Genomic DNA, 13,648 nt, shown 5'->3' on the forward strand with positions numbered 1-13,648 from the left:
TCGACGAAGTGACCGACCGGAAAGGAGAAGATCGGCGCCGGAAGGACGGGGGAGGCGGTGACCGGCCCGGCCACCAGCGTGTCGTCGGTGGTCAGCAGCAGGATGATCGGTGGCGCGGTCCCGGCGGCACGGTCGCCGGGCATCGAGATCGTACGAGCGGTGACGGAACGGCGTAGCCCAGCGGGCCTTCATTCCCGTCGTCGCGATACGTCGACGACCGGCCGGGCGTGACCGATCCTCCCGCGCCGCGCACGCACCGTACCGGTCACGAACGATCACCATACGGCCATGTACGTTCCCCCGCCCCTGCCTTCGGCAGCCGCAGGCGGAAACACGCGCCGTCCGGCTGCGGCTCGTACCACGCGTCGCCTCCGTTGGCGCGGGCCAGGTTGCGGACGATCCACAGCCCCAGCCCGGCCCCGTCCGTGCCCTGCCCGTGGGCGGGGTCGCGGCTGAACCGTTCGAACAGGCGCGGGAGGAAGTCGGGGGCCACTCCCGGGCCGTGATCGCGCACCGTGATGTCCACCCAGCGCCCGCCGCCCTCCTCGGTCCTCTCCTCGGCCCTCACCTCGACCGGCGGACGGCCGTAGGACAGGGCGTTCTCCAGGTAGTTCGTGAGCATCTCCGAGAAGGCGACCCGGTCGACGTACGCCCGCAGTCCGCGCCCGCAGGACAGGCGGACGGATTCCGCCCGTTCGCCGAGGTCGGCCAGCCGCTCGATGAGGAAGCCCAGGACGGGGACGTGCTCGGGGGTGCCGCCCGCCTCGTGGGCGTCGATCCGGGAGGCGGTGAGGAGTTTGCGGACGAGCCCCTGGAGGTGGGTGACGCGCTCGCCGATCCGGGCGAGGATCTCGGTGCGCCGCTCCGCGTCGGCCGCCACGCGGCGGTCGCGCAGCACGGCGACCAGGAGACCGATGGTGGCCAGCGGGTTGTGCAGCTGGTGGGCCGCGACGGCGACGACGACGTTGCGCCGCTCCAGCGCTTCCTCCAGTTCGCGTTCCGCCTGTCGCCGCCGGGTGATGTCCCGCAGCGCGATGACGTGCAGCCGCTCGCCCTCGAACACCGTCGTGGTGACCCGCATGTCCACGACGCGGCTGCCGCCCCCGGGCAGCACCAGATCGATGACGGTCTCGCCGACGGCGAGCGGGGAGCCGAGGTCGCTGCCGGTCAGGTCGTCGACCGGACGGCCGAACAGTTCGGTCGCGGCCGGGTTGCAGTAGCGGATGACACCCTGCTCGTCGATGGCCACGATGCCGTCCGCCGACGCCGCCAGGACCGCCCGCACGATGTCCTCGTGGTCCGGCCCGCCGGGCTCACGCTCCCCGGGCGACGGGGAGCGGGAGCCCGGGGCGACGCCGTCATTCATGCGGCTCCGGTTGCGAGGTGCCCTCGGCCGTCCCGGCGGGCCACGGCCTGGTGTCCAGCAACGGGCTCCCGTATCCGGCCAGGATGTTGGACACACCCGTCAGGGGAGCGCCCACGTGCAGACCGGTGTGGTCGATGATGACCTCGCGGACGCGGTGGTCGTGGGCCGAGCCGCGGGTCTGGAGCACGGCGACGGCGCGCCCGACGCGGCCCGGCGTCTCGATGTAGCGCAGCAGGATGGCGATGTCCGTCAGGCTCGCGATCTGTCCGGCGACCGACGGGCCGCCCGGACCCGGGTGCGGCTGCCCGGGCAGCGCCGTGAGGAACGTGGTGATGCCCTGGGGGCGTACCACCGCGCCCAGGGCGATGACGAAGTCGAGCAGCGCCCGCGGGGTGCTGATGCGCTCCAGCGCGGACAGCGTGTCGATGACCAGCCGCTGCGGCCGGAACTCCTCGATCGACCGCCGGATGCGGATGAAGTGGTCCTCCAGGGACGAGGTCTCCGGGTACTCGGACATCAGGGCCAGCAGACCCGTGGCATCCATCCGGGCCAGGTCCATGCCCCAGCCCGCGATCGCGCGCCGCAGTTGCTCCTCGGTCTCGTCGAAGGTGTAGAGCAGACAGCGTTCGCCCGCGTCGACGCCCGCGACCATGAAGCTGAGCGCGGTCAGCGTCTTGCCGACGCCGGTGGGGCCGGAGAGCAGGATCACCGCGTCCCGGAAGAAGCCCCCGCCGCACATGTCGTCCAGTGCCGGGATCCCGCAGGAGACCCGGTCGCGCCGCACCGATCCCTTGTCGAGGGGAAGGAACGCGAGGGGGATGACGACGATGCCGTCCCGCGGGTCGATGGTGAACAGCCACTCGCCGGTGCGGTGCGGCGCCCCCCGGAGCTTGACGATCTCCACTGTCCGGCGGCGGCGTTCCTGGTACAGCCCGTTCCGCAGGACGATGACGTTGTTCAGCACGAACTCCTCGACGTCGTACCGCGAGATGCTGCCGTACTCGTCCGTCCGCTCGGCGGTCATGACGGATGTGACACCGAGGCCCTCCAGCGTGGTGGCGATCCGGAACAGTTCGTGCCGGACGACCGTCTTGTCCGGGAACCGGGTGAAGATCGCGCCCAGGGAGTCGAGGGACACCCGGGTGGCCCCGGTCCTGCGCACCGCGTCGCCGATCCGCGCCACCAGCGCGCGGAAGTCGTACGTGCCGACCGTCGGCCCCTCGTCGGCGATGTCGGGGGAAGCGTCCACGAACGCCCAGGTGCCCTCGGCCTCCCAGGCCGCGATGTCGAAGCCCAGCGAGGCGGCGTTCCGCCGGATGTCGGCGGGCGGCTCCTCGAAGGTGACGAACACCCCCGGGTCGCCGAACCGCTGCCGGCCCCGGGCCAGGAACTCCACGGCGAACAGCGTCTTCCCGCTGCCCGCCGTACCCGTCACCAAGGTGCACCGGCCTTCGGGCAGGCCGCCCAGCGCCACCCGGTCGAAGCCGTTGATGCTGGTGGGCACCCGCGTGAGCGTGTCGTCACCGGCGGCCATGTTCACGCGCCTCCAAACTCGTCCAGGTTGGGCAGGCCCAGAGCGAGGGCGGCGCGGTGCAGGTCCGACAGGTCCCCGATCACCCTCCGCTGGGGCTCGGGGCGCAACCGGACCACGGTGGGCGTGGCGAGAATGCGCCAGCGCTCCGCCAGCTCGGGTCGTTCGACGGCATCGACGACGGTCAGTTCGTAGTACCCCCGCAGACGGGCCTCGCAGAGCGACCGCAGGTTCTCCAGCGCCTCGTGGGAACGCTGGGTCTGCCCCGCGACGTAGAGAACGAAGGAGTACGTGGTCACTTGAGGGCGCACCTCCCCGCGCGATCCCCATACGCCGCCCGTCCCTGCCCTCCACTGTCCTCCGCCCGGGAACCGGTTGCCAGAGCGGTGGCCGTCTTCGCCCCGACAGGAGCGCCGGACCGCCTGCCGGGCCTAGGCTCGGAGGCGTCCGTTTCCGGCGCGGCGGGGACCACCGCAGACACGGCAGGGGCCGACGATGACCAGGGTGCTCGTGGTCGAGGACCAGCGGACGCTGGCCGACGCGCTGGAGCTGGCCATCGGCGCCCAGCCCGATCTGGAGTGCGTGGGCGCCGTGGACACGGTCGAGCAGGCGCTGCCCCTGGCGCGGACGGGTACCGACGTCGTCCTGATGGACGTCCACCTGCCCGGCACCGACGGCATCGCGGGGACCTCGCTGCTCAAGAGGGCCGCCCCGGCCCTGCGCGTGCTGATCCTGACCGGGGACCCCCGCCCCCGGCTGCTCGCCGCCGCGGCGGCGGCCGGCGCTGCGGGCTTCCTGACGAAGGACAGTACGCTCCCGGACATCCTCGCCGCGATCCGTGCCCCGGCCACCGGGCCGTTGCTGGTCGCGGGCGGCACGCTCGCGGCACTGGCCGGGGTGCCCGGGGACGCACCGCTCCCGCCCGGTGTCGAGCGGCCGGCGCGTCCGGCCTCTCGGCAGCAGGGCCGGGGCCGCTGCACCGCGCGGGAACTGGAGGTGCTGCGGCTGCTCGGGGAGGGGCTGGGCCCCAAGGCCATCGCCGAGCGACTGGTCATCAGCCCGCACACGGTCCGCGGCCATGTCAAGAGCGTCATGCAGAAGCTGAACGCGCACAGTCAGCTCGAAACGGTCGTCACGGCGATCCGGGAGGGGCTGCTGGACCCCGCCCCGGGAGACCGTCCGGACACCTGAGACCCGCGGACCCGGACTCGGCCCAACTGGGGGATGCGAACGGCCCATACGCGGGTTCAACACCCCGCGTCACCGCTCCTACCGTAGGCATCGGTACATCGTGTGCGGGAAGAGGAAAGGGGCGTCCGGCCGATGGCCGACAAGGATGTGCTGTTCGCGGAGACGTCGCGGTTCGCCACCACGCTGGCCGCGCTCCCCCCGGTCGACCAGGTACTGCACGAACTGGCCCGGTGCGGCGCGCGCAGCCTGGGAATGCGCAGTGCGGGCGTGTCCCTGTGTGTGAACGACCGCCCGAAGCTCGCCGACGCCCTGGACGGGGCGTCCACCGCGCTCGGCGAAGCGCAGGAGCGCCTGGACGGCAGTCCGTGTGCCGACGCGCTGCGGACCGCGCGTCCGGTGGCGGTGGCGGACCTGACCCGGGCCCCCGGGCGCTGGACCGCGTACGAGGAGGTGGCGCACCGGTTCGGCGTGGTGGCCCTCGCCAGCGTCCCGCTGTGCGGCGACGGCCGGGTACTGGGGGCCGTCGACCTCTATGACACGGCCGCCCGTCCCTGGCCGTCCCACGATCTGTCGGCGGTCCGGTTGCTGAACGACATGGCCACCGCCTACCTGGCGCACTCCACCGCCCTTGGTGAGCTCAGGCGGTTGGCCGACCAGTTGCAGCAGGCGTTGACCAGCCGGGTGGTCATCGAGCAGGCGAAGGGCGTGATCTCCGCTGTGCGGCAGGTCTCCGTCGACGAGGCGTTCGACCACCTGCGTCAGCACACACGCCACCACCGGGCGAAGCTCCACGACACGGCGCGAGAGGTCGTGCGCACCCGCCGAAGCCCCTGACCCAGCCCCGTACGGCGCCCCCGCCCGGACCGTCACGATCCCCGCCTGCCCTGGCGGGGGCGCCTCCATGTCCTTCGTCGGGCCCGGTGCCGGGCGAGGCGTAGGAGGCAAGGTGGGCGGCGGTGGGGAAGCGGGTGCCGTCGCCGACGGTGACCAGCAGCACGGCGGTGGTCCTGACCGCGACCCCCGGCATCGAGGCCAGGACCCGGCAGAGAGGGTGGTCCGGGACGCGGCGGCTCGGGCGTCCCTCGCCAGCGATCACGCTTGGTCACTATGCTCACTTCATGCGGGAGGCCGGAAGCAAGGGGCGGACGGCATGGACGGACTGTTGGGGAGGCAGGGAGATCCGCGTGTCAGCCGAAACTGCTCAGATCCTCCCCAGGGCTGATGGCAGGCGTATCCCCGCTGTTGGGCGCCTTCCAGGGCGACTGTGGATCGAAACGGCGATGAAGTGGGATGGCCTGAGGAAATGCTGAGAGAGGTCACTGCGACCCGCTACATCGAACCCCTGACGACCGGCGGCTCCGTACCCGGTGTCGTCGAGGCCGACGACCTCGGCATGTACGTCGTGTACTTCCCGGACCCACTGATCCAGGCGGTAGCCGGCTGTGCCCGCATGGCAGGGCCCGGAAGGCCGGAGGTGCGACGCCCTCCCCGGACCCCGCCCGCGACGGCGGAAGAGCAACGGTGTGGTCAGGGCAGCGCCACCACCTGTGCCGCGTGAGCCAGTCCGGCGCCGAAGCCGACCAGCAGTGCCAGGTCGCCCCTGGCCGACGTGCCCTGAGACAGCAGGGCGTCCAGGGCCAGCGGAATGGAGGCGGCCGAGGTGTTGCCGGACGTGACGACGTCCTTGGCCACGACCGTGTGCGGGGCGAGGCCGAGGGACTCCGCGGCGGTGTCGATGATGCGGGCGTTCGCCTGGTGGGGCACGAAGGCCGCGAGGTCGGCGATTTCCAGACCCGCCTTCGCCACCGCCTGCCGGGAGATCTCCGGCACGGACCGGGTCGCCCAGCGGTAGACCTCCGGGCCGGTCATCCGCAGTGTCGGCCAGGGGCCGGGCGTGTCGCGGGTGTCCAGCCAGGTGCGGTCATGGGCGATCATGTGGTGCCGTTCGCCGTCGGCACCCCACACCACCGGGCCGATGCCCGGCGTCTCGGAGGGGCCGACCACGACCGCCCCGGCGCCGTCGCCGAACAGGAACGCCGTGCCGCGGTCCTCGGGGTCGACGATGTCGCTCATCTTCTCCGAGCCGATCACCAGGACGTTGCGGGCGTCACCCGAGCGCACCAGCGAGTCGGCCAGGCCGAGGACGTAGCAGAAGCCTGAGCACGCGGCGGCGACATCCAGGCTGCCGGCGGAGCGGATGCCCAGCTGATGGGCCACTCGGGGTGCGGCGGCCGGCGCCTGCTCCAGGAAGGACATGGTGGCGAGCAGCACCATGTCCACGTCGCCCGGCTGGGTGCCGGACTGGGCCATCGCCTTGCGGGCCGCTTCCACCGCCATGGTGATGACGGTCTCGTCTGGGCCCGCGAAGCGCCGGGAGACGATACCGGAGCGACGGCGGATCCACTCGTCGCTGGAGTCGATGCGGGCGCAGATCTCGTCGTTGCTCACCACGCGCGTCGGCCGGTACACCCCCACGCCGAGGATGCGCGCCCCGGGGCGGCGCTCGGGCCCGCGGATACCGGCCATCACCGCTCCGTCCCGGCCGTGGCCACAGTCGCGGTCACGGCTCTCAGCTCGTCCTTGACGTACAACTTCTTGCAGGCCTGACGCTGCACCTTGCCGCTGGACGTCTTCGGCAGCGCACCGCGCCGGACGACCAGCACGTCGTCCGGGGTGATCCGGTGCGTCTCCCGTACGGCATCGTGGACGCGCAGGCGCAAGCCGTCGGCGCCCACGGAGCCGAGGACCCGGCCGTCGGCCTCCACCACCACCACCAGCCGTTCGCGTTCGCCGTCGTCCACGGAGAAGGACGCCGCGCAGTTCGGGAACAGGCCCGGTACGGCGCCCTCGGCGGACAGCTCGATGTCCTGCGGGTAGTGGTTGCGGCCCTTGCGGATGATGACGTCCTTCAGCCGCCCCGTGACGTGCAGTTCGCCCCCGTACAGGAAGCCGAGGTCGCCGGTGCGCAGATGGGTGGGACCGGAGCCGTCGTCCTGCGCGAGGCGTGCGCGGAACGTGCTCTCGCTCGCTTCGGGCCGGCCCAGGTAGCCGCCCGCGACGCAGGGGCCGTCGACCCAGATCTCGCCGACCTGTCCCTCCGGCAGCTCCTGGCGGGTGGCCGGGTCCACGATCCGTACCCGGGTGCCCGGAACGGTACCGCCGCTGCTCACCGCGGGGACGGAACCCTCGGCCGACTCGGCGGCGGGCTCGACGACGCCGTTCTGCAGGGCCTCGCCGGACACCCACAGGACGCCGGGCTCACGGTCCTGGCGGGTGCCGGTGGCCTTGAGGGTGTTCTCCGCCAGACCGTAGCCGGGGCACATGGCGCGGGGGGCGAACCCGTACGGCGTGAACGCCTCGATGAAGGCCCGGACCGTGCTCCAGCGCACCGGCTCGGCGCCGTTGGCGGCCACGCGCCAGCGCGACAGGTCGCCCACGTCGCCCATCTTGCCCTCCGCCGCCGCCCGGACGCACAACTCGTAGGCGAAGCTGGGCGCGGCAGCGTGCGTGCCGCCGAACCGGGCGATGGCCTCCAGCCAGCGGGCCGGGCGGCGGATGAAGGCCTCGGGGGTCATGAGGTACGAGGGGATGCCCGCCCACAGCGGCAGGATCAGACCGAAGAGCATCCCCATGTCGTGGAAGAGCGGGAGCCAGTTGACCACCGTGCCGTGCGGCTCGGCGGGCCACAGCTCGTCGGTCTCGGCGACGTTGGCGAGGAAGTTGGCATGGCTGACGACGACCCCCTTGGGGTCGCCGGTGGAGCCGGACGTGTACTGCAGCAGCGCGGTGTCGCCGGGCGCCGGCGGTGTGGGGTCGCCGTGGCCGCCCTCGGACACCGGCAGCTCGCGGGCCGGATCCACGCCGTCGGTGGCTATCAGCGTGAGCTCTGCCAGAGCGGGCATGTCGCCGAAGCGCTCCCGCAGGTCGCGTACGACGTCGGCCGTGGTCAGAACGGTGGACGTGCCCGAGTCGTCGGCGATCCGGCGCAGCCGCAGAACCTCCTCGCGGCGCCGCGGCACCTGCACGGGGGCGCCGGCCACACGTCCGTACATGCACCCCAGGAGGGTCCGTACGAATTCCAGGCCCGACGGATACAGAAGTACCGCGGTGCGACCGGACAGCCCGGCGCCGACGAACCAGGAGGCTCTCAGCTGTGCGGCCTCGTGCAGCTCGCGGTAGGTGAGCGACTCGCGCGGTTCCTCCCCGTTGTGCAGGAAGACATAAGCCGTTTTGTCGGGCTGCTCCTCGCTGCGCAGCCTCAAGGCGTCGGGAAGAGTGAGTACGTCCACGCGCGGATGCGGCCTGGTGGTGGTCACGTTTTCACGATCTCCTTATCGGTCCTGGCGCCCGCCTGGGGCGGTGGAGGTCTGTGGAGGGGATGCGGGGGGAGAGAAAGGCGCCATCACGGCCATCAGCAGCTCCTGGAAGCTGAGAATCGGGCACGCGTCCGCCGCGGGCCCCGGCCCGGTTTCGTGCAGGGGTACGGCTCCTGCCCGGGAGATCCTCGACGTGACGGCCGGGCTCCGCCCGGTCCGCTCCAGCAGATCGAGCAGTGCCGGTACGACCAGCGTGTGCGGGGGCTCGGCGAAGGCTTGATACGGGTCGACGGGGATCCTCCTGTCCACCATGACGTCCGGCAGCCGGTCCGTCATTTCCTTGCTGCTCGGTGGTCACCGCAGCGGATGCACCGGGAAATTCACACGAGCTCGTGCGAAGGGCACGGAAGGATTCTGGTCGGCCGAAAAGACGGGCTGCGAGGCACGCAGCGGAAAATCTGCCCAGTGACTGGCGGCTGCTTCGGAATGCACCATGGAAGACCTCGGACCTCGGTGTCGGGCATCGAAGGAGATTGGGAAGAGGCTGCAGGGTCCAGTTGTCTCACAACTGGCCCTAGGGTTTTCCTTAGAGAAGCGTCGGCTTTCAACGCCCGCGCACTTCCTCCCTTGGGAATCCCCTAAACCTGGCCCGCCGCAGCGGTGAAGCGCGGCTGCAGCACGGAAACTGGGTCGCGCCGCAACGTGTCACCGTTTGGTCCGTGCCGATCGCCTGCGCCGTGGCCGGCCACCGACCGGTGCCTTTTCGTTCTCTGTGTGAGTGGGTGGAGTGCACATGGTCGAGTCCGAACTCAACGAGGCAGGGAATGGAACCGGTCCGGCACCGGCGGACGCGGCCGACGGCATAGCTGTCATCGGCCTGGCGTGCCGCCTGCCCGGAGCCGCCGACCCGGCAGCCTTCTGGCGGCTGCTCAGCGAGGGTACGGACGCGATCACCGACGTGCCTCAGGACCGGTGGGACGGCGCCGCGGTGGCCGACGCCGACCTGTCGGAACCCGGGCGAACCGACATCCGCCGCGGCGGATTCCTGGACGGCATCGGCCACTTCGACGCGAATTTCTTCGGGCTCTCGCCCAAAGAGGCCGCCGCCATGGATCCGCAGCAGCGGCTCGTGCTGGAGCTGGCCTGGGAAGCGCTGGAGGACGCGCACGTGCGCGCCGAGACGGTGCGCGACACCCGCACCGGGGTGTTCGTCGGCGCCATCTGGGACGACTACGCCACCCTGCACCACCGCTCCGGGCTCACGGCCATCTCTCCGCACACCGTCACCGGCCTGCACCGCAGCATCATCGCCAACCGCGTCTCGTACTTCCTCGGCCTGAACGGGCCCAGCCTGACCGTGGACTCCGGCCAGTCCTCCTCCCTGGTCTCGGTCCACCTGGCCTGCGAGAGCCTGCGCAAGGGCGAGTCGACGGTCGCCCTCGCCGGTGGCGTGAACCTCAACATCGTCCCTGAGAGCTCCCTGGGCGCCGCCAAGTTCGGCGGCCTGTCGCCCGACGGCCGCTGCTTCACCTTCGACGCCCGCGCGAACGGCTACGTCCGCGGCGAAGGCGGCGGCATCGTCGTCCTCAAGCCGCTGGCCCAAGCCCTTGCGGACGGGGACACCGTCCACTGCGTGATCCGCGGCAGCGCGGTCAACAACGACGGCGGCGGCGACGGCCTGACCGTACCCCGCGGATCCGGGCAGGAGCAGGTCCTCCGGCTCGCCTACGAGCGGGCCGGGATCGACCCCGCCCACGTCGGCTACGTCGAGTTGCACGGTACCGGCACGAAGGTCGGCGACCCCGTCGAGGCCGCAGCCCTCGGCTCGGTGCTCGGTGCGGGGCGCGCGCCCGGCCAGGCGCTGCGGGTCGGCTCGGCCAAGACCAACGTCGGCCACCTGGAGGGCGCCGCCGGCATCACCGGCCTGCTCAAGGCGGTGCTGTCCCTGCGCCACCGGGAACTGCCCGCCAGCCTCAACTTCCGGACACCGAACCCGGCGATCCCGCTGGACCGGCTGAACCTGCGGGTGCAGACCGAGCACAGCACGTGGGAGGCCGAGGAGGGCCGGCCGCTGGTCGCCGGCGTCAGCTCGTTCGGCATGGGCGGCACCAACTGCCACATCGTGCTGACGGAACACCAGGTGCCCCCAGCCGCGGACGATGCCGCTGACACGGGCGCGGCTCCGGCCTTCTGGCCGCTGTCCGCCAGGACCGCGACCGGGCTGCGCGCCCAGGCCGCCGCCCTGCTCGCGCACGCCGAAGCGCACCCCGGCCTCTCCCTCTCGGACGCCGGCTGGTCGCTGGCCACCGGCCGCACCGCCTTCGAACACCGGGCCGTCGTCGTGGGCGAGGACCGTGAGGACGTTCTGCGCGCCCTGCGCGAGCTGTCCACCGGCGGCATCGACGCCGCACTGACCACGGGACGGACGGGTCCGCGCGGCGAGCTGGCCTTCCTCTTCTCGGGTCAGGGCAGCCAGCGAGCCGGCATGGGCCGCGAACTCGCCGCTGCCGCACCGGCGTTCGCCGCCGCGCTGGACGAGGTGTGCGCCCACCTCGACCCCTTGCTGCCGCGGCCGCTGCGTGAGGTCATGTTCGCCCCGGAGGGCAGCGGGGAAGCGGCCGAGCTCGACCGCACCCTCTACACCCAGACCTCGCTGTTCACCCTGGAAGTCGCCCTCTTCCGGCTCCTGGAGAGCTGGGGCGTCACCCCCGACGTGCTCATGGGACACTCCATCGGCGAACTCGCCGCCGCGCACGTGGCCGGCGTACTCTCGCTCGCCGACGCCTGCACCCTCGTGGCCGCGCGCGGCCGCCTGATGCAGGCGCTCCCCGCCGGCGGCGCCATGATCGCTGTCCAGGCCACCGAGGACGAGGTCCGCGCCCGCATCGGCGGACACACCGGCCGCGTGAGCATCGCCGCGCTGAACGGCCCGGACTCCGTCGTCGTCTCCGGCGAGGAGGACCTGGTAACCGAGATCGCCGGCGCCTTCGCCGCCCTGGGGCGCAAGACCAGCCGGCTCCGGGTCAGCCACGCCTTTCACTCCCCGCACATGGAACCCATGCTGGCGGAGTTCCGGGCCGTGGCCGAGGGCCTGGTCTTCCACGCCCCGCGCATCCCGATCGTGTCCAACGTCACGGGCCGGCTGGCCGAGGAGACGTCCGGGTACGAGGGGTGCACGGCCGAGTACTGGGTCCGCCATGTGCGCGAGGCGGTCCGCTTCGCCGACGGCGTCGCCCGCCTCGACGAGCAGGGTGTACGTACGTACCTCGAACTCGGACCGGGCGGCGTGCTCACCTCGATGGCCCGCGCTTGCGCCGGCAGCGAGTCCCTGTTCGTCCCCGCCCTGCGCGCCCGCCGCCCCGAGGCACCGGCTCTGCTGACGGCGGTCGCCTCGCTGCACGTCCACGGTGTGCGGCTGGATTGGGACGCCCTGTTCGGCGGCCGACGAGCCGCACACCGCAAGGTCGCACTCCCCACCTACGCCTTCGAACGGCAGCGGCACTGGCTGGACGGCACCGGCACCTCGCCCGCCGCCGCCACGCCGCTCGCCGCCGCCGTCGGCGGGGTCCCCGCGCCCGCGCAGCCGGAGGTCACCCCCGGGGCCGCGCCGGTCGGCGATCTTGGCCGGCGGCTGGCCGGACTGCCCGAGCCGGAACGTGACGAGGCCGTGCTGGACCTGGTCCGGGCACACATCGCCGCCGTCCTGGGCCACGCCGAAGCCCGCCAGGTCGAGACCGAGTGGACGTTCAAGGACCTCGGCTTCGACTCGCTCAGCTCGGTGGAACTGCGCAACCAGCTCGGCTCGGCCACCGGCCTGAGCCTGCCCAGCGGCCTGCTGTTCGACCACCCGACCCCTGTCGCGCTCGCCCGGCACCTCGCCGTGCGGTCCCTGGGCAACCAGGACGCGGCGTCCGCCTTGCCCGTGGCCGCGGCCGACCCCGACGAGCCCATCGCCATCGTGGCCATGAGCTGCCGCCTGCCCGGCGACGTGAACTCCCCCGAGGACCTGTGGCGGCTGCTCGCCTCCGGCGGCGACGCCGTCTCCGGGTTCCCCACGGACCGCGGCTGGGACATCGAGGCGCTCTGGGACCCGGAGCCCGGCACGCCCGGCAAGTCCTCGACACGGCATGGCGGCTTCCTGCACGGGGCGGCCGAGTTCGACGCAGGGTTCTTCGGCATCAGCCCCCGTGAGGCCGCCGCCGTCGACCCGCAGCAGCGGCTGATCCTGGAGACCGCTTGGGAGGCCCTCGAGAGGGCCGGCATCGACCCGGGCACGCTGCGCGGCAGCCGGACCGGCGTGTTCATCGGCGCCACGGCACAGGACTACGGACCCCGGCTGCACGAGCCCGTCGACGGAGTAGAGGGCTACCTGCTGACCGGCACGACGACCAGTGTCGCCTCGGGTCGGGTGGCGTACTCGTTCGGCCTCGAAGGCCCCGCCGTCACGGTGGACACGGCCTGCTCCTCGTCGCTGGTCGCCCTGCACCTGGCCGTCCAGTCGCTGCGCAGCGGCGAGTGCACGATGGCCCTGGCGGGTGGCGTCACGGTGATGTCCACGCCCGGCATGTTCGTGGAGTTCAGCCGGCAGCGGGGGCTGTCGGCGGACGGCCGGTGCAAGGCGTTCGGGGCCGGTGCCGACGGCACCGGCTGGGCCGAGGGCGTCGGCCTGCTGCTGGTCGAGCGGCTGTCCGACGCCCGCCGCAACGGCCATCAGGTCCTGGCCGTCGTGCGAGGTACGGCGGTCAACCAGGATGGCGCCTCGAACGGGCTCACGGCGCCCAACGGCCCCTCTCAGCAGCGCGTCATCCTGCAGGCTCTGGCCAACGCCGGGCTCGCGCCCGGGGACGTGGACGCGGTGGAGGCGCACGGCACGGGCACCCGGCTCGGTGACCCGATCGAGGCGGAAGCCCTCATCGCCACGTACGGCCAGGGACGGTTCGAGGACCGGCCGCTGTGGCTGGGGTCGCTGAAGTCCAACATCGGCCACACGCAGGCGGCCGCGGGTGTCGCCGGTGTGATCAAGATGGTGATGGCGATGCGGCACGGTGTGCTGCCGCGGACGCTGCACGCCGAGGAGCCCACCCCGCACGTGAACTGGACGGCGAGCGGTGTGCGCCTGCTGACCGAGGCGACGGGGTGGCCCGCGGGCGACCTGCCGCGCCGGGCCGGTGTCTCGTCCTTCGGTATCAGCGGCACCAACGCCCACGTGATCATCGAACAGGCCCCCGCCCCGGTCGAACCGCA

9 protein-coding genes and 2 pseudogenes are annotated in these 13,648 nt (G+C 72.4%); 4 read left to right on the forward strand and 7 right to left on the reverse strand.

The genetic code is table 11. The annotated features are described in order from the left end of the window. Positions 1 to 265 precede the first annotated feature (265 nt). From IE242_RS30485 to IE242_RS30495, 3 genes are read right to left on the reverse strand one after another with little or no spacing between them, the layout of a single operon-like run. Positions 266 to 1,366 (reverse strand): sensor histidine kinase, encoded by a 1,101-nt coding sequence (locus IE242_RS30485; RefSeq protein WP_189865005.1) that lies wholly within the window; start codon positions 1,364 to 1,366, stop codon positions 266 to 268. Continuing rightward, on the reverse strand, positions 1,359 to 2,900 hold the full coding sequence (gene kaiC, locus IE242_RS30490) for a circadian clock protein KaiC (RefSeq protein WP_189865007.1): 1,542 nt from the start codon (positions 2,898 to 2,900) through the stop codon (positions 1,359 to 1,361). Before kaiC ends, IE242_RS30485 begins: the two co-directional genes overlap by 8 nt. Before the next feature lie 2 nt (positions 2,901 to 2,902). After that, positions 2,903 to 3,196, reverse strand: a complete 294-nt coding sequence (locus IE242_RS30495) for a circadian clock KaiB family protein (RefSeq protein WP_229859639.1) — start codon at positions 3,194 to 3,196, stop codon at positions 2,903 to 2,905. Positions 3,197 to 3,392: 196 nt separating this feature from the next. Between IE242_RS30495 and IE242_RS30500 the strand changes: the two genes are divergently transcribed. Both IE242_RS30500 and IE242_RS30505 read left to right on the forward strand, forming a co-directional pair. Then, a complete protein-coding gene (locus IE242_RS30500; protein WP_189865011.1) occupies positions 3,393 to 4,088 on the forward strand; it encodes a response regulator transcription factor in 696 nt (231 codons plus the stop codon). A 132-nt stretch (positions 4,089 to 4,220) separates the two neighbouring features. Next, positions 4,221 to 4,922 carry a GAF and ANTAR domain-containing protein gene (locus IE242_RS30505; protein WP_189865013.1) on the forward strand — a complete coding sequence of 234 codons (702 nt, stop codon included), beginning with the start codon at positions 4,221 to 4,223 and terminating at the stop codon, positions 4,920 to 4,922. A gap of 93 nt (positions 4,923 to 5,015) precedes the next feature. Here the strand turns inward: IE242_RS30505 and IE242_RS30510 are convergent. Continuing rightward, positions 5,016 to 5,142, reverse strand: a pseudogene (locus IE242_RS30510) (transposase); the annotation flags it as partial. Between the two features lie 249 nt (positions 5,143 to 5,391). On the opposite strand from IE242_RS30510, the pseudogene IE242_RS39500 reads away from it, so the two are divergent. Continuing rightward, positions 5,392 to 5,499, forward strand: a pseudogene (locus IE242_RS39500) (HipA family kinase); the annotation flags it as partial. A gap of 116 nt (positions 5,500 to 5,615) precedes the next feature. Here IE242_RS39500 and IE242_RS30515 read toward each other — a convergent pair. Genes IE242_RS30515 through IE242_RS30525 form a run of 3 tightly spaced genes read right to left on the reverse strand, consistent with a single transcriptional unit; the run spans position 5,616 to position 8,740 of the window. Beyond that, entirely contained in the window at positions 5,616 to 6,614 is a 999-nt protein-coding gene (locus IE242_RS30515; RefSeq protein ID WP_189865015.1) for a beta-ketoacyl-ACP synthase III, read from the reverse strand. Continuing rightward, positions 6,614 to 8,404: a fatty acyl-AMP ligase gene (locus IE242_RS30520; RefSeq protein WP_189865017.1), complete on the reverse strand. Its 1,791-nt coding sequence runs from the start codon at positions 8,402 to 8,404 to the stop codon at positions 6,614 to 6,616. Before IE242_RS30520 ends, IE242_RS30515 begins: the two co-directional genes overlap by 1 nt. Positions 8,405 to 8,419: 15 nt before the next feature. Continuing rightward, on the reverse strand, positions 8,420 to 8,740 hold the full coding sequence (locus tag IE242_RS30525; RefSeq protein ID WP_189865020.1) for a hypothetical protein: 321 nt from the start codon (positions 8,738 to 8,740) through the stop codon (positions 8,420 to 8,422). 457 nt (positions 8,741 to 9,197) lie between these two features. On the opposite strand from IE242_RS30525, the gene IE242_RS30530 reads away from it, so the two are divergent. Then, positions 9,198 to 13,648, forward strand: a 4,451-nt coding sequence (locus IE242_RS30530) for a type I polyketide synthase (RefSeq protein WP_189865022.1), incomplete at its 3' end; no start/stop codon positions are given.

Source organism: Streptomyces poonensis (assembly GCF_014650915.1).
GTDB lineage: Bacteria > Actinomycetota > Actinomycetes > Streptomycetales > Streptomycetaceae > Streptomyces > Streptomyces poonensis.